Source organism: Geobacillus vulcani PSS1, assembly GCF_000733845.1.
GTDB classification, from domain to species: Bacteria; Bacillota; Bacilli; order Bacillales; family Anoxybacillaceae; genus Geobacillus; species Geobacillus vulcani.
In genome coordinates this window covers 1,129,011-1,149,626 of sequence record NZ_JPOI01000001.1, presented here as the reverse complement: position 1 = coordinate 1,149,626, position 20,616 = coordinate 1,129,011, and the positions used below count along the sequence as shown (strand labels likewise).

Below are 20,616 nucleotides of genomic sequence, written 5' to 3'. Positions count from 1 at the left end.
GGCCGCCAACGCGCGACGCTAGCTGTGCATTTCCGTGAGAAGCACATAGCGCTCCGCTTTCCAGCATGCTATAATCGAAAGATAGATAATCGAACGGAAAGGACGGACCGACATGCTGCAAACCACCGTTTCCAAACCGCTCTTGCAACAGGCGGCGAGCGAATTGATCAAGGAATTCCCATTTTCCATCTTCCACCATCTGATTCAAAAAGGGCGCGACCTAGCCAGAAGCGGCCTCGTCTATAATGTCATGGTCGTCAACAGCCATGAAGTGGAAGGGGTCGTTTCCGACACCACCCCTCATGAAGTCATGCTTGATTTGACCCATGCCTCCCGCCGCCATCGCTGTCCTTGTCCGACGGAAGGGTTATGTCCGCATATTTTAGCTCTATTTTTCTATGTCTACGGCAATGTCTTCGACAACTGGGAACTGTTTCGCCTTTGGAAAAAAGGGCAAATCAGCGCCGCGCCGAAAGAACTGGCCGCCCATGAACCAAAAACGCCGGCTGCAAAACGGACAGGGAAAACGGCAAGCCTTCCGGTCGTTGCCCATGAAACCGTTGAAGACTGGTGGGACCAATTCGAACGACAGTACGAAGACTTTTTCGCGCGCCAGCAAAGCGGAACCAACTGGCCGTATCGATTGGCCTTCCAGCTCCTTCCGAAGCTGGGCAAAAACGAAGGAAGGCAGGCCGGCGCCCGTCCGTTGCGGGAGCTTCACGCCGCTCTGTTTTTGCTGGAAAAACTTCGCGAGTACGGAGAGGCGCAAGGGTGGAGCGACGGCGGATTCAGTTCTTACCGGCAATTTTCGTGGCATCAGGACGTCAACTATGTCGCTGGCCGCGCCTTGGCCGCCTTGGAAGCATTCTCCACCCAGTCGCCGCCGCGATCGCTCAACGCCTTGGTTGAACAGACGATTTTATACGTTCGCGATGGGCTGTTTTGGGAAGGGGAGCTGTCGCCGTTCGGTTATGACCTTTACACCACCGCCTGGGAAACGCTGTTTACCAAGCCAGCCTGGCGCCAAGAAGAACGGGCCGAACTCCTTCGTCTGGCCAAAAGCCAAGACAACATCCGCGCCGCCATGGCGGCTGCTCATCTTTCCTTCCTGCTTGGCGAAGACGACGAAGCGATCGCGCTTTACCGCGCGTTCCCCGATCAGGCAGGCGTGTTTTTGGCGGAATGGTTCGGACGATTCATCCAAAACGGCCTCCTAAAGCGGTTTGAAGCCGTCTGGGAAAAAACAAAGCGCGACTGGCCGCTTTATCTTTCGCATATCCCCGCTTTCGCCCGAAACAGTTTTTTAGGTGAAGCCGCGCACTGGTTCGAAATGTACGCCCGCCACCGAAATCGCCCGAACGCATGGGAAGAGTTTTTGCAGCGCAGCCTCCCATACAGCGTCAACGAGTACACTCATTTTTTGTATAAACAAAGACGCGATCAGGAACTGGTGGATCTATTCTTATGGGCGAACATCACCGCCGATGAGCTGCCTCCGCCGATGCTCAAAACATTGCAAGCGCGCGGGACAGAGCTCGTCATGCCGTTATATCATCGCACGGTGGTGAAGCTGCTCAACGAGAAAAACCGCTCGAGCTACCAAAAGGCTGTCCGTTATTTGAAAACGTTGCGGGCTCAGTACCGCTCCATCAAGCGGCTCGATCAATGGGAGGCCTATCTCGAACAACTGCTCGCCCAGACGGCGCGCCTGCGCGCGTTTCATGAAGAATTGAAGAAAGGAAAATTGCTTCCATGAAAGCATTGGAGACGATTCAAATTTCCTGCCGGTGGAATGAAGAGCTTCGATGCTTCGAGCTCTCCGGTTCCACCCATCCCTTTTCATGGGTTTCACCGTTATTGGCCTGGCATGAAGAAACGTTTTACGGCACCATGATCGAAATCGAAAACAACATCGTGCGGTTATCGCCTTGGCAAGCGCTCACTTGGTTCGCGTTGCGTCCGCATTCGCGCTTTTCAGCCATTGAATGGGCAGACGAATTCACCGCCCGCTTGGAAGCGTGGGCGAAGCACATCTGGAACGATGTGCGCGAGCGCCGCTTCCTTCCTGATGCTTCCTTATGGAAAAACACAGGCGGCGCATGGAACGAGGCGGGACACACCCGTTGGCGCGGCGCGGACGATGACCCCGATCCGTTCGTCGCCACATGGCGGTCGCTGGCGATCGCCGACTGGCTCTCCCGCGACCCGGAACTCCGCCGCCTCTGGGGCGAAATCGTCCGGGCGTATCCATTGATCGCCGCTCAGAGCGGCCAATGGACCGGAACAGAGGAGGACTGGCTCGAACAAATCGGCTGGCTCGGCGACCGGCCGCCGTTTACCGTCGGCTTGCGCCTTACAGAACCTGAGAAGGACGGGGAATTATGGACGCTCGAGCCGTTAGCCCTCGCCCTCGATGACAGCGTCATCGCGCCCCTTGATCATCTGCCGCGCGCTTGGCGTCCATATGAATCATCGGTCGCCCGGGCCATTCACCGCATTCGGGCAATCGTGCCGTGGCTTGGCGATGAAAACGAGTCTTTGCTTCGCGAATTGTCCGATGACCAAGCGTGGCGCTTTTTATCGGAAGAAAGCTTAAAGCTGACGGAAGCGGGCGTGAGGCTGCTGCTCCCTGATTGGTGGCATGACATTCGCCAGGCGCAGCTGGCCATTAAAGCGAAGTTGTCCCCTTCCGTCCGCACCGAATCTCTCTTTGGACTCGAACGGCTCTCCGAGTTTGACTGGCGGGTGGCCGCCAACGGCATCGAATTGACGGAAGAAGAGTTTGCCGCGCTGGCCGAACAACAACGGCGCCTCATCCGCCTGCGCGGCCAATGGCTCATTCTCGATCCCGCCTTAGTCCGCCGCGCCCAAGCGCTCATGGAGAAGGCGAGAAAAGAAGGGGTGCCGATTCATGACGTCGTCGCGCAAACGTTATTGGCGGAAGCCAACGAACGCGAAGAGGCAACGGATGAAGCGATCCCAATCCAGATCGACGTTCATGACCAATTCCGGGCGCTGATCCGCCAGCTGCAAACGATCGATGAGCTCCCTCGCGCGAACGTGCCGCCATCGTTTCACGGCGTGCTCCGTCCGTACCAGCAACGCGGCGTCGACTGGCTCGTCTTTTTGCGGCGATTTGGCTTCGGCGCCTGCTTGGCCGATGACATGGGGCTCGGCAAAACGGTGCAGCTGCTTGCCTATTTGGCTTACGTCAACGAAACCGAGCGCCCGAACGCGCCAGCTCTTCTCATTTGCCCGACAAGCGTAATCGGCAACTGGCAGAAGGAATGCGCCCGCTTCACCCCAACTTTGCGCGTCTACGTGCACCATGGGCCGAACCGGGCGAGAAACGATGCCTTTTTGCAGGCGGCAGGGGAGGCTGATCTCGTCATTACGTCCTACCACCTTGCCCATTTGGATCATGACGATATAAAACAGATCCATTGGCATGCCATTTGCCTTGATGAAGCGCAAAACATCAAAAACGCCCAGACGAAGCAGGCGCGCGCCATCCGCCGCTTGAACGGCAACCATAAAATCGCCCTATCCGGCACGCCGGTGGAAAACCGTTTGAGCGAGCTTTGGAGCATTTTCCACTTCTTAAATCCGGGTTACCTCGGCAGCGCCGCCGAATTCGAACGCCGGTTTGCCGGTCCGATTGAAAAAGACGGCGATGCCCGGAAAAAAGCAGCGCTCCAAGCGCTCATCCGTCCGTTTCTGTTGCGGCGGACGAAAACCGATGAAGCGGTCGCCCTCAATTTGCCGGATAAAATCGAGCAAAAAGAATACTGTCCGCTCACCGCGGAGCAGGCGGCTTTGTACGAGCAGCTCGTCAACGACACGCTCGAACGGGCGAAAGCGGCGAGCCCGCTTGCGCGGCGCGGGTTGATTTTGCAGATGATAAACGGCATCAAGCAAATTTGCGACCACCCAGCGCTCTATTTAAAAGAACGCCAACCGCGCCAACTGGTCGAACGGTCGCACAAGCTGGAAAAACTCGTTGAACTCGTCGAGCAAATTCGGGCGAACAACGAGTCTTGCCTGATTTTCACCCAATATGTCCGGATGGGGGAAATGATTCAAGAGCTGCTGTCCGACCTGTTGGATGAGCGGGTGCTGTTTTTGCACGGCGGCGTCCCGAAACCAACGCGCGACCGAATGGTGGAGGAGTTTCAAGCCCAACACGCGTCGATTTTCCTGCTGTCGCTCAAGGCGGGCGGCACCGGGCTCAACTTGACCGCCGCCAACCACGTCATCCATTTCGACCGTTGGTGGAACCCGGCCGTCGAGAACCAAGCGACCGACCGCGCCTACCGCATCGGGCAGACAAAATTCGTCCACGTCCATAAGCTGATCACAACCGGGACGATTGAAGAAAAAATTGACGAGATGCTGGAACAAAAACAAGCGCTCGCTGATGTGATCACCGAAGGCGAAGCGTGGATCACCGAGCTGTCAGACGATGAACTGCGCGACTTGCTCGCCTTATCCGCCGCAGCGAAAGGAGACGCTTGATCATGACGGAAGAAAAGCCAAAGCGCAAGAAAAAAACGGCGGAAAACCCGTGGGAGAAATTGCTGAAGCGGATGGAAGAAAAAGTGAAAGAGCGGGAAAAGCGGCAAAAGCAACCGTAAAGGTGAGCGATGAACGCCGCCTCAATCCATTCCATAGGCAATGGTTTGTCCTTCACCCAAGCATGAAAACCATGGCTCGTCGGCTTCGGATTTTCATAGAAAAGTTCCATGGGCAGCGCGATCTGCTACCCTCCACCTAGGGATGAAAATCCGCGTCAGTGCGGCAGTTTCACGGAAAGTGCCATGGGCAGCGCGGTCCGCTGCCCTCTACCCAGAGATGAAAACCAACGCTTGCCAGCGTGGGATTTTTCACGGAATCCATGGTCAATCGTTCACCCTTAGGCATGAAAATGACTGATGAAGGTGCGCACATTTTCTAAGAAACAGCGTGGGATTGCTCCCACGCTGTTCGCTTTCAAGCCATCCTCTCGGCATCCTATCAATGAAACAACTCGGCCATATCGATTGCGAGCCCGGGGAAATACACAGAGCGAACCGTTCCTGTTTTCACTTGAACATCCGCCTGCTCATAGAGCCGTTCTTTATTGAGCACATACACCGTCACAGCCTGTTTCATCGGATTGACTATCCAATATTCATGGACACCGCACGCCATGTACAAATTGAACTTTGTGACAAGATCATGCGCCTGGTTCGACGGACTGAGAATCTCGACGATCAACGGCGGAACCCCGATATACTTCGCTCCATCCAGCCCTTTTTCGCCGCAAATGACCGTCAAGTCGGGAACCACCACATGTCGTTCCCCTGTTTGCTCATCGACCAGTTCCACATCAAGCGGCGCTGCCAACACATCGCACGGCTTTCCTCGAAAAAACAAACTGAACTGAAAATGAAGGCGGCTCGAGATGAGCTGATGCCGAACGCTTGGCGACGGGGTCATATACACGGCCCCATCAATATACTCTAAACGATCATCGCTTTGTTCACGCAGGACCCAATAGCGCTCATACGACACACCAGAAGCAAGCGGCAAAGACAACGAAGGCCCCTCCCCATTCCCCTTTTTTCTCAGTATACCGGATGGCTTCAGACGGGGCAACGGGAGGAAAATGGCCTTTCCTAGGAAGGCGGTGATTTAAGGGAGTAGGGCGCTTACCCGCCTCGTTTCGCAAATACAAAAAACCCCGCGGCATCAGTCCTGCTTTTCACACGTTCCCTCATCGATCAAGGGAAACAGTTGTTTTTCACCGGCCTTCCAGGAGAGCAACTTGCCCCTGATTACCGCCGGCCATTGTTGTCTATCCTCCAAACAAGCCACGTTCATGTCAAACATGGAGAAACCAATCATTGTTGACCTATCGTGTGAACCGGTCATGTTCATGTCAAACCGAGCTCCTTGCTACAAAGCAAGAAACATCGCGACCAAACGGAAAAAGGATCGGCCCCCAGCCTTCCTCATCAAGAGAAGGTCTGTCGTGCCGATCCTTTTCGCTAAACGGAAGCATACATCCGATCAAGTTCTTGCGCCTCGTACTTGACAAACGGGTCGATCAGGGAAATTTTTTGCGCCTCGGCATCGCCGACGCCGGCGTACAGCTCGGCGGTGCCGTCTCCTTTGCGGATCAAGCCGCCGCTGAAGACGACATTCGTCAAATCCGGCCGCTTCGCCGGTCCATCCAAAAAGTGGGAGCGAAGCGCCAACAATTCCAGATCTGAGCGCTCCATCGTCTCCGGATTCAATACGAACACCATCGGATAGTAATGGCGGTTGCCGTGCTCGTCAAAGCAGGCGATATGGCCAAGCGCCCCAACGAGCCCGTTTGCCAACAAATGCGCTTCATTCACACCGCCCCATTCCTCATCGGTGAATTGGGCGTCAAGCAGCGGGGCGGCTTCAATGACGTCCGGTGTCAAGTCATCAAGTGAAACAATGCGAGTAAAGCCGATCTTTCCGCGTCCGCCCTTTTCCCCTTGCGGCCGGGTGAAAACGCCGATCGAGCCGTCTTTCAGCTCGACAAGCCGAATATCTTTCATCCCGTCCGGCCCCTGCGCGAACGGTTTCAGCCCACGGATGTTCGGGCCGCGGTAAAAGACCGTCCGCCAACAATACTCGCCGCTAAACACCGGATGCGGAAACGTTTCCACCCCGCCAAACACAAGCTGGCCGTGAATGCGCGCCACAAACGGATCTTGCAAGGCAAACACCGGCGCTCCTTCGCGTGGAATCCAAACCCCATCGCGCTCCACGAAAAAGTACACTTCCGACTGTTCGCTGTCCCGCGATTCGACGCGGCCAGCGATAACCACCTCGCCGTCATCTTCAAACGGCGCGGAAATATTATAAACGTCTCGATCCCCAACACCCGCAAAGCGCAATTTTTGCGGCTCAAACGGCTGTGGGGCCAGGCGGAATTCATCGACTAACACTTGGCATGTCTTCAATGTCGGTGATTGGAACAGCATCATCATCCCTCCAGGCGTTGCCAAAAACGCCGTACGCCTTGTTTTTGGCTGTTGTCCCTGAACAGGCTTGCACAGGAAATGTTCGTTGACTTCCTTTTCCCCAAGTCCCATTCATCGGACAGGAATGGCAGCGCCACCTCCTAGGCTAGACAAGGAAGTCCATGAAACTCGTTTGTGTGTTATATTATAATATGATATGGAGAATTGTGAAACACGTTATTGTTTGCCAAAAAAAGAAGGGCCAAGCGTCTGTCAAGGCCCTTTTTCTTCCTTATTCATCTGGCTGAATGTGACGGATCAACGACTCATCGATGTCCACAACCACAAACTCCACATCCGTTACCGGCTCGAGCACCTCGACAAACAACCGCGCCACTTTTTCTTTGTCAAGACCCCCAACACCTGTCCCGAGCGCCGGAAGCGCCACCTTCTTGATCCCGTGCTCCCGGCAGTGCGCGACCAGCCGCTCGAGGCATTGGCGAACGATCGCATACGACGTCTCCCCTGCCGGCTGCTTCATCGTCACAAGATGGATCACACCGCGAAACGGCAACGTTCCCGCCCCCGTCACATACAGATCGCCCGGCTGTGGATCTTGCGCTTGGCAGATGCGGATCGCCTCTTCCTCAATCACGCGTCCGCCCGCTCGGCGAATCGCCGCCGCCACCCCGCCGCCCATCGGCCCGATGCCGTTGGCGGCATTGCAAATGTACTCGACCCCTTCCACCTTCGTCAAATCGCCGACCATGGCGCGAATCACCGTTCATCCCTCCTTGCTTCGCCTCGCGGCTAGTTTGCGCAAAACATCACAGAGGACAACGGCATGGTTATGCCGCTCGTCCTTGGCCGCATACAACAGCGTCACCGTCCCGGAAAGCCCATTTTTCGGCGTATCCCTTTTTGATGAATACATAGAAGGCCGGTGATTGAATAGCACATACCGCTTCCCAGCATCGTTTCTCCAATAGAAAAACCTCATAACATCGGGTCTTCTTTTCATACGTTCGCTCATGGATGAGGAAAAACCGCTGTTTTTCACCAGCCTTATAGAAAAATGCCGCTAAACCATTCGCTTCGTCCTTTTCACTATTCTCCACCCCGTTTGACGCGGGTGGGCGTCTGTCATTTTTTGTGCGCACCGTCGCCCTGTTCGCTGTTCACTGCCCCTGATCCCTTTGCCTCCGCTACAATCCGCTCCAAAAACGAAAGCAAGTCACTCCGCAGCTCCTCGTTTTGCAGAGCAAACTCAATCGTCGTTTCAATAAAGCCGAGCTTCTCTCCGACATCGTACCGTTTTCCCTCAAACTCGTAGGCAAAGACACGTTGAATTTCGTTGAGCCGCCCGATCGCATCAGTGAGCTGAATCTCCCCACCTGCGCCAACTTCCTGTTTCTCTAAAAACAAGAAAATTTCCGGCGTCAACACGTATCGCCCGACGATCGCCAAATTCGACGGCGCCGTGCCCGGAGCTGGTTTTTCCACGAAGCGACGCACCTGGTAGCGGCGTCCTTGCTGCTCAAGCGGGTCGATGATCCCGTAGCGATGCGTTTCTTCCTCCGGCACGCGCTTAACGCCGATCACCGAACTGAACGTCTGTTCATACTGCTCAATGAGCTGTTTTAAACAAGGCTTTTCCGCCTGGACGATATCGTCACCCAACAGCACCGCAAACGGCTCGTCTCCAATGAAATTGCGCGCGCACCAAACCGCATGCCCCAGCCCTTTCGGCTCCTTTTGGCGAATGTAGTGGATGTCGACCTTCGACGGCTCTTTCACTTTCTCCAGCAGATCCAGCTTCCCTTTTTGCTTGAGCATCTGTTCCAACTCAAACGCGTAGTCAAAATGGTCCTCAATCGCCCGCTTCCCTTTCCCGGTGACGATGATGATGTCCTCAATGCCTGAGGCGATGGCTTCTTCGACAATATATTGAATCGTCGGCTTATCAACGATCGGAAGCATTTCCTTCGGCATGGCCTTCGTCGCTGGCAAAAACCGCGTTCCAAGTCCTGCTGCCGGGATGATGGCTTTGCGCACCTTTTTCATTTCTGCTGTTCCTCCTCCATTCCACGATGATCGACCGTTGGCACCCTATCTAGAAGAGCGGTGATGGTAAGGGAGTATGCCGCTTACCAGCCTCGTTTCTCAAATAGAAAAACCCTGTAGTATCGGTACTCCTTTTCACACGTTCCCCATCGATCAAGGGAAACAGCCGTTTTTCACCAGCCTTCTAGAACTATATCCTTCGATCAATGTTTACATCGATTTAGCATTGTATGGTGAACAGTTGCGTTGTTTTTATTATACCAAATCCTGTGGAATGGAAAAGAAACGAAACCGTTGCGCCAACCCAAAAAGAAACGCCCGGCCGTTCGGGCGTTTCCATTCTGGCATCGCCACCGGCGGGCAAACTTTAAGGTTATACTTTCACAAGCGAATCCAAAATCTCGCCGAGCTTCAGCTCGACGCACGCCATCGACGTATCGGCGGCGCCGTAATACATTTTCACGACATCGCCCTCAACGAGCGCTCCGCACGAGAACACGACACGCCCGAAAAAGCCGTTCACTTCGTAATCGGCCTCCGGCTCGACGAGCGGCCGCTCCGAGCGGGCGAGAACTTTCGATGGATCGTTCAAATCGAGGAGCACCGCCCCCATGCAGTAGCGGTGGTCTTCCGACGCCCCGTGGTACAGCTCAAGCCAGCCGTGCTCCGTCTTGATCGGCACCGCCCCGCCGCCGATGCGGGCGCTGTCCCATTTTCCTTCCCGCAAACCGAACAAAAAGCGGTGGTTCCCCCAGTAGCGCAAATTGTCCGACTCCGCGATCCACACCTCAGGGCGGCCGTTGCTTCTTGGCACCGGCCGATGAAGGGCGTAATACTTGCCGTTGATCTTCTCCGGAAAAATGAGCACATCTTTGTTTTCCGGCGCGAAGATCATGCCATGATGCACAACCGTCCGGAAATCCGTCGTTGACACCATCGCTTCGCCGACTCCTTTGGGTGAGACGGCACTGAAATAAATGTAATACGTTCCATCAATACATGTGATGCGTGGATCCTCAATGCCAAACGTCTCAAGCTCATTGGACGGATAGACGAACGGCCGATCCTCAATCGCAAACCGCCGCCCATCTTGACTTCGGGCGAGGCGCAAATAGGAAAGCGACGTCAAATACAAAAACCGCTCCGTCCCTGCCTCTTTAATGACCCTCGGGTCGGAAAAATCATAGCGCGGGTCGTCCTTGCGGAACTCGTAAACATCGACCTTCCCCGTCCGTGGATTCCACACCGGCGCTTTCACCACGTTCGGGTCATCCGAAACCGGCCGCTCGGCCACCCGCAGCAGCAGCAACACTTCCCCTTGAAATTTCGCCACCCCAGCGTTAAACGCCCCGATCACTTCAAATCCGTCATGGTACGGCGACACATCGTTCGGTGTAATCAGCGGGTTTTCTTCGTAGCGGTAAAGGTGCATCGTCACCCCTGCCTTTCGTATTTCGTAAATGGATCAACAATCGTTAGTTTTTGTGCTTCTGCGTCACTTGTTCCAGCATAAAAATCGGCCGTGCCATCCTCTTTGCGAATCAGTCCACCGCTAAACACCACATCCGCCAAATCCGGCCGCTTCGCCGGACCGTCGAGGAAATCGGCTCTGGTGGCAATCAACTCCATGTCCGACGCTTCCCCGGTATCCGGATTGAACGCAAACACCATTGGATAATAATGACGGTTCCTCTCCTCATCAAAGCAGGCAATATGCCCGAGAACGCCGACCAACCCATTGGCAAGCAAATGAATTTCATTGGCGCCTCCCCATTCCCCGTCCGCAAACTGGCCATCAATCAACGGGGCGTCTTGAATCGCTTCGACCGTCAGTTCCTCAAGCGAGCCGACACGGGTGAATCCGATTTTTCCGCGTCCGCCTTTTTTCCCTTGCGGACGGGTGAAAACCCCGACCGATCCATCCTGCAGCTCGACAAGGCGGATGTCTTTCATCCCATCAGGCCCCGTAAAGAACGGCGTCAAATCATGGAGCGTCGTTCCTCGGTAAAACACCGTCCGCCAATACAGCATCCCGCGCAGCACAGGATGAGGAAACGTCTCCACACCGCCAAACACCAAATGCCCGTGCACCCGCGAAACAAACGGATCCTGCAGCGCAAACACCGGCGCCCCTTCCCGCGGCACCCATGTCCCTTCACGCTCGACGAAAAAGTATACTTCGGATTGCTCACTGTCTCTTGCTTCCACCCGTCCAGCAATGACCCATTCGCCACCGTCTTCAAACGGCGCGGAAATGTTGTACACATCCCGCCCTCCAACGCCGGCAAACACGAGTTTCTCCACCCGAAGCGGCTGCGGTGCGCGCTGGAATTCCTCAAGCAATGTCTTGCATGTTTTCCTTGTCGGCGTCCTTGTCTGCATAACGTCTCTCCCTGCTCCCTCTTCCATCATGATCGTTCTATTATTTTAATATGAACTGCATCCCTTCTTTAAAATTCTTGCTAAACAAAAGGAACAAAATCAAAATCGGCAGCGTGAGAAGCACCGAGGCGGCGTACATCGGCCCCGGATAGCCGCCGTACGGTCCAAACATTTGCGCCAACAATACGTTTAACGTCAGCAGCTTTTCGTTATTCACAACAAGCATATCCCAAAGCAGTTCCACCCATCGTTCCATGAAAAGGAACAAGAAAATGATCGTTGTGATCGAGCGCGACATCGGCCAGACAATGCGGCGAATAATGGTGAAATGGCCCGCTCCATCCATCTTGGCCGCTTCGATTAATTCATCGGGAATGCTGCGGAAAAAGTTCGTATACATAAAGATGGCCCACAAGTTGACAGCCTTTGGCAAAATCATCGCCCAATACGTGTTGTACCAACCGAAATACCGGACGATCAGAAACAGCGGAATCAGCAAAATGATCGACGGATAAAACATTTGAAACAAAATGGCGTTATTGACCCACTGCCTCCCTTTAAACGGCACTTTCGACAACGCGTAGCCCACCATCACCGCCGTCACCAACATCAACAGCGTTGACGCCGATGTGACGAGCACACTGTTGAAAAACGCCCGAAGCCACGGCCGCGGCACGACATCTTCTCCCCCTTGAAACAGCCATTCATACGAGCGAAGCGTCAACGACGACGGGATGAGCTTTCGGTCGACCTCATTCCATGGGGAAAGCGAGCCGAGCACCATGTACAAATACGGAAACACCATCACGAACAGAACGGCAAACGCCAACACATAAAGCAGCCCAACCTTCCATCGTTTACTCCCAACCATGTTTGCCACCCCATTTTTCCAACACCTTGCGAAAGACGAAAATCGACGCAAAGGTGACGATCGAATTAATGATCGCGACCGCAGTTCCGTAACCCGCATTCAATTTTTCAAACGCCTGATTGTAAATCTCCAGCTGCCACGTATGGGTCGCATACTCCGGCCCACCGCCTGTCAGCACATACGGTTCGGTGAAAATGCCAAACATCAAACCAACCGCCAAAATCGTCACCGTATAAAACGAAGGATACAACATCGGAATCGTCACGTACCAAACCCGCTTCCAGCCAACCACGCCATCGATTTCCGCCGCTTCATACACTTCTTTCGGGATGCTTTCCAAGCCGGCCAAAAACAACAGCGCATAATATCCGACAAACTTCCAAGCCATCATAAGCGCAATGACGAGCGGGGCTAAGATGGGCGAGCCGAGCCAGTCAACATCCCAGCCCAACGCGTTCCGCAAAAATTGATTCAATGGGCTGTTGTAGGAAATGACGCCTTTAACGACAATCGATGACGCCACCCCCGACGCCAAATACGGCAGAAAATATCCGACGGCAAACAACCCTTTCCACCGAGGCAGATGGTGAATGATCAGCGCCAAAAACAGCGAGCCGGCGATGACGATCGGTACAAACATCAACATAAACTTGTATGTCACCCAAAACGCGGCCCGCACGCTCGGGCTGAAGAAGGCGTCAAGGAAGTTTTGCATTCCCACCGTCTCATACTCGGGAGAAATTAAGTTCCAGTTCGTAAAAGCGAGAAATAACGCCCAAAACAGGGGGATCAAAAAGAAAATAGCGGAATAGATAAGGTATGGGCTGGCGAGCAGCCAACCCATTTTTGCCGCATGTTTATTCATGTTATTTTAACACCCCATTGATCGCCTTTTCCATGTCCTCCCACGCTTTTTCTGGGGTTTTCTCGCCTTTGACGACCGGATTCAACGCTTCTTTGCCGATCAGCTCTTGAAGCTCAACCATTTTGGCGTTATCCATCGGCGGGATGGCATTCGGAATGTTTTCCGCATACAATTTCAGCTGCGGATGCTCCTCAAAATAGGAGACAAACGCCTTGTTCGTCGACAAGTCGTCCCGCGCCGGCGGCAAGTTCGTTTCTTTCAACCATTCCAAATCGTTTTGCGGATCGGCATACACCCACTTAACGAAATCGAACGCGGCTTGTTGCTGTTCTTTTGTCGCCGAAGCATAAATGACCAGCCCTTTTGTATCGGCGAACGTTTTCGCCTGCGACGGGTCCATGCCATCAGGCACCGGCGGCATCGACAACACGTATTTCTCGTTAAACTTCATTTCTGGAAACTTCTCGGCCCAATACGGGAACGTCCACGGACCTAAATCGGACATCACCGACACACCGCTTTCAAACGGGTCTTTCGTCTCTTTCGTCAACAAGAGCTTGTTCTTGCTTAAATCAGCGAAAAACTGGAGCGTCTTCACACCCGCATCACGATCCGCACTCAACTTGTTCCCATCGATGAAATGCGCCCCACTCGACGCCGCATTGTAAATCATGAAGAAGTCAAACCATCTCGCCCACCACGTTGGTTTGACCAAGTCGGCTCTTGCCCATAGAAACTTGTTTGGATATTTTTCCTTGAGCTTTTTGCCGACTTCCATGACTTCGCTGTATGTTTTGGGCGGAGCGTTATACCCCAACTCTTTTAGAATATCGATTCGCCAACCGAACAGCATGGCGTTGGAGTAAATCGGCAGCACATATTGATGGCCATCGGCGAACTTCCATGTTGAAATCGTGCTTTTCATTTGCCGTTTGTCGATTAAATCATCAAACCCTTCAAATTGATCCAGCGGCACAATCGCCCGGCTGTCCGCCAATTGGGCGGCAAACCCACGGGAGATGTTTTCGGAAATGACCGGCGCATTTCCTGCGGCAATCGCCGACTGAATGCCCGCCTCCGAAGAAGGGCTTTCCGGCATCGGCGATACTTTGATTTTCACGTTTTGATGCTCTTTCATATAGCGATCCGCCATCTTCTTCCAGAATGCTTGCTGCGTCGGATTCGGCGCCGCCCAAAAATCAATTTGTACGGTCGATCCTTCCTTCTTCTGCCCTTGTTCATTCCCGGTCTGTCCTTGACAGCCTGTTCCGATCACCGCAGCGGCAAGCAACAACGAAGCCAGTTTGAACCACTTGCGCTTTTTCATCGTCCATTCCCCCCTTGGATTGATGAGCAGATGTAAAAACGCTTACATAAACAGTCGCTTCAGACAACTCCTCTCCTCCCCTCCCCATGACAAATCATAGAGACAGACAAACTTGTCAACTGAAAATGAATGTTTGTAACGGTATTTTATAACATTACAATGACATTATTTCATGATTCCACGAAATAGTCAACTTCTTTTTTACAGAAAAGATCCATGGGGCAACCTTTTGTCCGCCACCCGGTCACGAAAATCACGACTCACCGGCGTGCGGTTTTCACGGAAAAGGTCCATGGGCAGCGCGATCTGCCCTCCATCCGGGGATGAAAATCACCGCTCGCCGGCGTGGGATTTTCACAGAAAAGACAAGAAAAAACCATGATTTTAGACGCCATTCATCAACTTGACAAATAAAAATTGTAACGTTACAATATCATTCCGTATATATTTGCTTCGAGAGATTGAATGTCTTTCGTTTTCACAAGGGATATACTTGAACTAGAGAAAGCAAGCAAATGCTGCGAAAGGGGAGCCAACCTTCAAGATTTCGATGTATACTTGAATGATGGAAAGCGAAAACCATAACGGCCGTCCTTGTCGACGCCTCAAATCACCGAAGGGCAAAAATAGCGAATCAGTGGAGGTAACGAATGAAAAAACGCATCACCATGCAAGACATCGCCGATCGGCTGAACATTTCCAAAAACTCGGTCTCTCAAGCGCTGCGCGGCAAAGAAGGGGTCAGCGAAGAAACGAGGGAGCTTGTGAAGCGTGTAGCCAAAGAAATGGGATATGAATATCCCGCCTCCCGCGCGAAGTCGCGCGGCAAACCGTCGAAGCAAATCGCCCTCATCGCCTCGGACCGCACGTTTTCGCTGAAATTTTTTGGTGAAATCTACTTAAGCATTGAACAGGAAGCACTATCACACGGCATGAGGCTGCACATCCAATCGGTCAATGAACAACAAAAACAGCAACTCCTGCTGCCTTCGTTCATCGAAGAAAAGGTCGTGGACGGCATCATCGTCCTTTCTCACATCAGCACCGAGTACATTCAACAAATCGTCGCCACTGGCATCCCGACCGTCCTGGTCGACCATCACCACCCGAACATTTCCGCTGACGCGGTGCTGACCAACAATCGGTTCGGGGCGTATGTGGCCGTCCAACATTTGTTGGAGCTCAACCATACCGACATTGCGTTTGTCGGCGACGTCAACTATTCGCCAAGCTATCAAGAGCGGTATGAAGGGTACTTATTGGCGCTGAAAGACTATGGAGTGAAACCGAACGAGGAGTGGATGTTCTGTCAGGCGCAAGAGGACGAAACGGTCATCGCAGGCTACATCCGCGAACTGAAGCGGCAGCCGACCGCCTGGTTTTGCGTCAATGACGGGCTTGGCTTTTTCGTCAGTACCAGCCTGCAGCAACACGGGCTAAAAGTGCCCGATGACGTTTCCGTCTGCAGCTTCGACAACGGACAGCTGTCGCAAATCGCGACGCCGAAAATCACGACCGTCGACATCGACCTGAAGCGCTACGGCAAACGAGCGGTGGAATTGTTGCTATGGCGGGGGGACCATCCGAACGAACCATTTCAGGAAGTGCTATTGTCTACGAAACTGATCAAACGGGAATCAACGGCAGCGAAACCAACGCGCTAGGGCGGGGCTGGCCTTTCGCCCCGCCTGTTTGCCAAGCAGCGTGCGGCGATTCCTTTCCATTCACTTGGAGCCGCCTTGTTTCATTTCCTCAATCTCCGCCACAGACAATCCGGTCAGCTCGTGAATCGTTTGCGCATCAAACCCTTTCCGCAGCATCCGTTTCGCAATGTGCCGTTTTTCTTGCTCCGCTCCCTCTTTGCGCCCTTCTTCCCGTCCTTCCTCCCGTCCTTGAATTTTTCCCCTTTGCTCATATGAGATGATCAATTCCAGCACGCGTTCTTTTTCTTTCGCCTCCATTTGTTCCACCTCGCTTCGGAGCCGTTGTTCTTCTTCATCGGACAGCTTCACATACGTTTCAAAAAAACCCATCAACAGACGCTGTTTGGCCTCGTCTAGCTCGAGACGCACCAACATGCGCAAAAATTGCTTTTTCAGTTCCACTCGTTCACTTTCAGTATACCCCATTTTGCTAAGCAGCGCAGCCGCCACCGGGTTGTCGGTGCGGATGAATTGGCGCCAGTTTTGCTTGCGCAACTCCACATGGAAAAAGCGAAAGTCAAGCACATCGCCAAACGGAAAGGAGAGCGTGAACGAGGAGGGTTCGTCTCGGATGGCATCATAGCTGAAGACGGCAATCGGAATGACCGGAGCGCGGTATTTTTCAAACAAGCGGCTGAAATAAAGAAACATTCGCTCGGGAAACGACGATTGGATGTACGCTTGGTTTTCCACATGAACAATGATCCATCCGTCTTCCCCTTTGAACTTCGTTTTCGCCAGCAAGTCTACCCGGTACTTCTCCCCAGCCGTTACATCCGTAAACAGCTCTTCGGACAAAAACGACAAATGGTTGAAATCAATATGCTCGTGCATATCCGGGAAGAAGAGAAGCACAAATTCCTCAAAAAACGTCTGCAACAGCTCTTTGAACAGCCGGTCGTGATCGATCGCCATACATTCACCTCACAAGAATACGTTTCGTATTCTCTTTTTCGTCATCGTCCGGCAAAATCCTGCCCATGGTAAAAAAATGGCCGTCCCTTTTCGAGAAGAGACAGCCAAACACCAAACCCCTATCTGCTCCTGGCAGCACGAGCGTTCCCTCCTTGCGCGCATGGCGTCAACGCGGGGAGCGCGCTACCCCAGCCCCGCCTTCCTTCCCCCAGCCGCAACTTTCGCCCGGCGGAAACGGGCGATCACGTCATCCATCCCCCCGCTGCCGAGCATCACGCCCGCGACGATGAAGAGAAAACCGGCCAGCTGCATCCATGAAATCGGCTCGCCAAGCAGCCAATGCGCCCCAAGCAGCGAAAAGAGCGGATTCAAGTTGATGAACACCGCCGACTCGGCCGGGCCGAGGTGCTGCACAGCCTGATTGTAAAACATATGGCCGAGCGCCGTCGCCACGACCGCTGAAGCGAGGAAAATGAGCCAAAGCGGCAGCGTGCCTGTTTTCAAACTCGACAAGCCATGCGGTTCAAGCGCGAAACTTAGGACAAACAGCCAAAGCGACCCAAAGACAAGCATCCACCCTGTCATCACCCGCGCCTCAACCGTCGCCTTTTTGATCAGAATGAAGCTGATTCCTTGCGCCAAGACAGCCAAAAAGACGTACACATCCCCGATTGACAAATGGCCGAGGCCGCCGTCGCCGTTCGCGACGACAAACACGACGCCAAAAAACCCAAGCGCGATGCCGAGCAACCGAAACGACGTCGGCCGCTGGCCTAAAAACACGATCGCCAACAGCGCCGTCACCAGCGGCACGAGCCCTAAAACAAGGCCCGCATTCACCGCCGTTGTGTTCCTCAGGCCCAACGCAAGAAAAAAGTGGTGAGCGACGACACTAAACATGGCGGCTAAACCGATCTGTTTTGCTTCGTTCCAGCCGATTTTTTCAAGCCGCCCGATCCCCCATAAAAACAAAAGCACAACCAACCCCGCCGTGAAAATCCTAAACGCCGTCAAGGTCACCGGGGAAAAATGCTCCACAAGAATTTTCAACGCCGTCACGTTCAATCCCCAAGCAACCATGATCCCAACCAGCAGCGCATAAATGAATGATTTCCTCATCGCACCCTACCTCTCCTGCCTGTTCGATGTTCCGCGGAACGCCAAAGGAAAAACGGAGCTCTAACCGCTCCGCCTTTCCGCCTGCTTCCCAATCAGACCAACCGCCGTTTCTCACGCCCGTGCATCATTTCCGACCACTCCTGCCATCCATTTTACTACACTCTGATAAATGTTTTAACTAAAACATGCGGCCGTATGTCTATCCTGCGGCACAGGCCATGGCGCTTCCCCTTTTCCCCGCCCATATCCGCCGCCCATCGTGCATATCGTATAACAGAGAGGGGAGGAGACTCCATGTTCCCACGCTACCGCCAAAAGACGATCCGATCCAAGACCTGGGCGGGGGTTCTCACTGCCGTCGCCGTGTTGGTGGCGATCTTGTCTCTGTTTCTTTCGAGCGAACGGAACGAGGCAAAAGAAATCGTTGACACGTTTTACCGCTACGAACAGGCAGGGGACTTCGGCAGCTCTTGGGAGCTGTTTCACCCGCTCATGAAAACGAAATTCCCAAAAGACGTCTACATCCAGCGCCGCGCCCACGTCTTTATGCAAGACTTCGGCGTGGAGACGTTCGAATACCGCCTTGACGAAGTGGAACACTTGTCTTCTTGGTCGATGTCAGACAAACAAAAACCGTTCCAAGACGTCTACCGCATCCGCGTCATTCAGACGTTTCATAGCGTTTTTGGTGTGTTTGAACTCCATCAAGACGTGTTTGTCGCGAAGAAGAATGGGAAATGGGGCATCGTATTTTCTTACGATTTATAAATCTTGCCAAATGAAGCAACCATCGTAGTTCCTGATTAACTGCTATCATGGCACTTCTCCATCGAGCGAGAAAGGAGTGAAATGGAAATGTATCAACATATCGTCAAACGCGGGGAAACGATCGCATCCATCGCCAGAGACTACCGCACGTCCGTCGCGGCGCTGCTTCGCGCCAACGGCCTTACCGCCTCGTCCGTCATCGTTCCCGGCCAAGCGATCCTCATCCCTCACCTTCCGGCCAAAGGCTCGATTCCGTATACGATCCATGTATCGATCAGCCGCCGGCAACTCACCTTAAAGTATCGAGGACGAACGATCCGCACCTACCCAATCGGCGTCGGCAAAATGGTCACCGCCACCCCCGTCGGCGACTTTGTCATCGTCAACCGCCAGCCAAACCCTGGCGGACCGTTCGGCGCGATGTGGCTCAGCTTATCGAAAATCCATTACGGCATCCACGGCACGAACAACCCGTCCTCAATCGGCAAATACGTATCCAAAGGCTGCATCCGTATGCACAACAAAGACGTGCTCGAACTCGCCTCGATCGTCCCGAACGGAACGGAAGTGTTCATTCGGCCGTGAGGATTAAAACCAATCGTCATTCGTTATGACAGCCTGGTTGACCAAGCATCCGCTGAAGAGAAACCATTCGGTCTGCGAAAGAAATCCTTTTTGGACCATCTTCGATTTTCAGGACGACGGCCGTTGATCCCGAACGGACAACGCGGTTCCGTTCGGGCGGAAGATCACAACCAATCGAACAGACGGTAAACAAGTGAAGTTGAGACGATGGGGGGCGGGATTTCCCTCCACACCAAGGACATTTTGTTTAAGCGGTGAAGAACCAAGAAAAAGAACTAGCGGTAAAACAAAAGGCCTTTGCAATCGCCAAAAACCTCCTCAATGTCTTGACCATTCACGAAGTGGCGAAACGAACCGGGCTGACCGCCGCCGAAGTTGCCGACATCTCTAGGGCAATGGACAACGATCCGTCGCCGATCCAATAGCGCCAAAGAGTCACAACCGTTTGTCCCTTTTCCTCACAGGCAATCCGCACGGTTCTTGCGTGTAGAACAAGCAGCAACCGGACTTGGTCTTCAGTTCGTGTCCGCAAAAACGGGCGCACTTCAAAGTGCGCCAACTTCTCTCTCCACTTGCCTATTACCGATGGGCTTCCTCCGCCAACCACCAATAAGGGCGACGTTTCGTCTCTTCGTGACGCTCCACTTTCTCCGTCCACCAGTGAATCAAAAACAATCTTAATTTCATTACGCCCAAAAGGCCGGTGAAAAACAGTTGTTTCCCTTGATCGATGGGTGAACATGTGAAAAGCAATACCGATGCTACAGGGTTTTTCTACTTGAGAAATGATGCTGGAAATCGGCATACTCTCTTAAATCACCGGCCTTCTAAACACAACGGGTATTCCCAAGGAACTTGATGAAAACTGATGACTCCTATCGGTGAGACACCCTACACCCACTAGCACCTCCCAAACGAGGTGACCTAAAATGACAAAAAATTTTTACACTTATTGATTGACAAAAACGAACAAAAAGAAATAAAATATTGTTACAAAATAACAACAACATGTTAAATTAGAACAAAACGATCAAAGG

The 20,616-nt window shown here is 53.3% G+C and carries 17 protein-coding genes and 2 pseudogenes; 6 read left to right on the top strand and 13 right to left on the bottom strand.

The window, feature by feature from the left end; all coding sequences use genetic code 11:
• Positions 1–112: 112 nt before the first annotated feature.
• Both N685_RS0106205 and N685_RS0106200 read left to right on the top strand, forming a co-directional pair.
• Positions 113–1,756, top strand: a complete 1,644-nt coding sequence (locus N685_RS0106205; protein ID WP_031406773.1) for an SWIM zinc finger family protein — start codon at positions 113–115, stop codon at positions 1,754–1,756.
• Positions 1,753–4,515: a DEAD/DEAH box helicase gene (locus tag N685_RS0106200; protein WP_031406772.1), complete on the top strand. Its 2,763-nt coding sequence runs from the start codon at positions 1,753–1,755 to the stop codon at positions 4,513–4,515. The genes N685_RS0106205 and N685_RS0106200 overlap by 4 nt, the downstream gene beginning before the upstream one ends.
• A 498-nt stretch (positions 4,516–5,013) precedes the next feature.
• Here N685_RS0106200 and N685_RS0106190 read toward each other — a convergent pair whose 3' ends face one another.
• The 11 genes and pseudogenes from N685_RS0106190 to N685_RS0106140 form a co-directional block, all read right to left on the bottom strand.
• Positions 5,014–5,577, bottom strand: coding sequence for a Uma2 family endonuclease (locus N685_RS0106190; RefSeq protein ID WP_031406770.1), 564 nt, complete (start codon positions 5,575–5,577; stop codon positions 5,014–5,016).
• Positions 5,578–5,730: 153 nt separating this feature from the next.
• A complete protein-coding gene (locus N685_RS0106185) occupies positions 5,731–5,919 on the bottom strand; it encodes a hypothetical protein (RefSeq protein WP_031406768.1) in 189 nt (62 codons plus the stop codon).
• 110 nt (positions 5,920–6,029) lie between these two features.
• Positions 6,030–7,001, bottom strand: coding sequence for an MTP-1 family protein (locus tag N685_RS0106180; protein ID WP_031406766.1), 972 nt, complete (start codon positions 6,999–7,001; stop codon positions 6,030–6,032).
• A gap of 271 nt (positions 7,002–7,272) precedes the next feature.
• The gene (locus tag N685_RS0106175) at positions 7,273–7,761 is read right to left on the bottom strand and encodes a macro domain-containing protein (RefSeq protein WP_031406764.1); all 489 of its coding nucleotides are present in this window, start codon (positions 7,759–7,761) and stop codon (positions 7,273–7,275) included.
• 3 nt (positions 7,762–7,764) lie between these two features.
• Positions 7,765–7,878, bottom strand: a pseudogene (locus N685_RS19505) (DUF488 family protein, N3 subclade); the annotation flags it as partial.
• Positions 7,879–8,123: 245 nt separating this feature from the next.
• Positions 8,124–9,044: a UTP--glucose-1-phosphate uridylyltransferase GalU gene (gene galU / locus N685_RS0106165; RefSeq protein WP_031406759.1), complete on the bottom strand. Its 921-nt coding sequence runs from the start codon at positions 9,042–9,044 to the stop codon at positions 8,124–8,126.
• Positions 9,045–9,417: 373 nt separating this feature from the next.
• Positions 9,418–10,476 carry a BtaManbiosPhlase gene (locus N685_RS0106160; protein ID WP_031406757.1) on the bottom strand — a complete coding sequence of 353 codons (1,059 nt, stop codon included), beginning with the start codon at positions 10,474–10,476 and terminating at the stop codon, positions 9,418–9,420.
• Between the two features lie 2 nt (positions 10,477–10,478).
• Entirely contained in the window at positions 10,479–11,426 is a 948-nt protein-coding gene (locus N685_RS0106155) for an MTP-1 family protein (protein WP_031406755.1), read from the bottom strand.
• 40 nt (positions 11,427–11,466) lie between these two features.
• A complete protein-coding gene (locus N685_RS0106150; protein WP_031406754.1) occupies positions 11,467–12,297 on the bottom strand; it encodes a carbohydrate ABC transporter permease in 831 nt (276 codons plus the stop codon).
• A complete protein-coding gene (locus N685_RS0106145) occupies positions 12,284–13,162 on the bottom strand; it encodes a carbohydrate ABC transporter permease (protein WP_031406752.1) in 879 nt (292 codons plus the stop codon). The genes N685_RS0106150 and N685_RS0106145 overlap by 14 nt, the downstream gene beginning before the upstream one ends.
• Before the next feature lies 1 nt (position 13,163).
• Complete coding sequence (locus N685_RS0106140; protein WP_031406750.1) at positions 13,164–14,489, bottom strand: extracellular solute-binding protein; 1,326 nt, start codon at positions 14,487–14,489, stop codon at positions 13,164–13,166.
• Between the two features lie 650 nt (positions 14,490–15,139).
• Here N685_RS0106140 and N685_RS0106135 point away from each other — a divergent pair.
• A complete protein-coding gene (locus N685_RS0106135; protein ID WP_031406748.1) occupies positions 15,140–16,153 on the top strand; it encodes a substrate-binding domain-containing protein in 1,014 nt (337 codons plus the stop codon).
• Positions 16,154–16,213: 60 nt separating this feature from the next.
• Here the strand turns inward: N685_RS0106135 and N685_RS0106130 are convergent, their stop codons facing one another.
• On the bottom strand, positions 16,214–17,107 hold the full coding sequence (locus N685_RS0106130; protein ID WP_031406746.1) for an Rpn family recombination-promoting nuclease/putative transposase: 894 nt from the start codon (positions 17,105–17,107) through the stop codon (positions 16,214–16,216).
• A gap of 183 nt (positions 17,108–17,290) precedes the next feature.
• Complete coding sequence (locus N685_RS0106115; RefSeq protein ID WP_031406745.1) at positions 17,291–18,226, bottom strand: DMT family transporter; 936 nt, start codon at positions 18,224–18,226, stop codon at positions 17,291–17,293.
• A gap of 294 nt (positions 18,227–18,520) precedes the next feature.
• Here N685_RS0106115 and N685_RS0106110 point away from each other — a divergent pair, with 294 nt between their 5' ends.
• From N685_RS0106110 to N685_RS19990, 3 genes and pseudogenes are all read left to right on the top strand, one after another.
• Positions 18,521–18,994: a hypothetical protein gene (locus N685_RS0106110; protein ID WP_031406743.1), complete on the top strand. Its 474-nt coding sequence runs from the start codon at positions 18,521–18,523 to the stop codon at positions 18,992–18,994.
• Between the two features lie 87 nt (positions 18,995–19,081).
• On the top strand, positions 19,082–19,579 hold the full coding sequence (locus N685_RS0106105) for a L,D-transpeptidase family protein (RefSeq protein ID WP_031406741.1): 498 nt from the start codon (positions 19,082–19,084) through the stop codon (positions 19,577–19,579).
• Positions 19,580–19,842: 263 nt separating this feature from the next.
• Positions 19,843–20,004 (top strand): annotated as a pseudogene (locus N685_RS19990) (transcriptional regulator); the annotation flags it as partial.
• Between the last annotated feature and the right edge of the window lie 612 nt (positions 20,005–20,616).

What these genes read in the sequence shown, in the direction of transcription:
- N685_RS0106205 (WP_031406773.1), top strand. Translation starts at nt 113, where the DNA reads ATGCTGCAAACCACCGTTTCCAAACCGCTCTTGCAACAGGCGGCGAGC.
- N685_RS0106200 (WP_031406772.1), top strand. Translation starts at nt 1,753, where the DNA reads ATGAAAGCATTGGAGACGATTCAAATTTCCTGCCGGTGGAATGAAGAG.
- N685_RS0106185 (WP_031406768.1), bottom strand. Translation starts at nt 5,919, where the DNA reads ATGAACATGACCGGTTCACACGATAGGTCAACAATGATTGGTTTCTCC.
- N685_RS0106180 (WP_031406766.1), bottom strand. Translation starts at nt 7,001, where the DNA reads ATGCTGTTCCAATCACCGACATTGAAGACATGCCAAGTGTTAGTCGAT.
- galU (WP_031406759.1), bottom strand. Translation starts at nt 9,044, where the DNA reads ATGAAAAAGGTGCGCAAAGCCATCATCCCGGCAGCAGGACTTGGAACG.
- N685_RS0106160 (WP_031406757.1), bottom strand. Translation starts at nt 10,476, where the DNA reads ATGCACCTTTACCGCTACGAAGAAAACCCGCTGATTACACCGAACGAT.
- N685_RS0106155 (WP_031406755.1), bottom strand. Translation starts at nt 11,426, where the DNA reads ATGCAGACAAGGACGCCGACAAGGAAAACATGCAAGACATTGCTTGAG.
- N685_RS0106150 (WP_031406754.1), bottom strand. Translation starts at nt 12,297, where the DNA reads ATGGTTGGGAGTAAACGATGGAAGGTTGGGCTGCTTTATGTGTTGGCG.
- N685_RS0106145 (WP_031406752.1), bottom strand. Translation starts at nt 13,162, where the DNA reads ATGAATAAACATGCGGCAAAAATGGGTTGGCTGCTCGCCAGCCCATAC.
- N685_RS0106140 (WP_031406750.1), bottom strand. Translation starts at nt 14,489, where the DNA reads ATGAAAAAGCGCAAGTGGTTCAAACTGGCTTCGTTGTTGCTTGCCGCT.
- N685_RS0106135 (WP_031406748.1), top strand. Translation starts at nt 15,140, where the DNA reads ATGAAAAAACGCATCACCATGCAAGACATCGCCGATCGGCTGAACATT.
- N685_RS0106130 (WP_031406746.1), bottom strand. Translation starts at nt 17,107, where the DNA reads ATGGCGATCGATCACGACCGGCTGTTCAAAGAGCTGTTGCAGACGTTT.
- N685_RS0106115 (WP_031406745.1), bottom strand. Translation starts at nt 18,226, where the DNA reads ATGAGGAAATCATTCATTTATGCGCTGCTGGTTGGGATCATGGTTGCT.
- N685_RS0106110 (WP_031406743.1), top strand. Translation starts at nt 18,521, where the DNA reads ATGTTCCCACGCTACCGCCAAAAGACGATCCGATCCAAGACCTGGGCG.
- N685_RS0106105 (WP_031406741.1), top strand. Translation starts at nt 19,082, where the DNA reads ATGTATCAACATATCGTCAAACGCGGGGAAACGATCGCATCCATCGCC.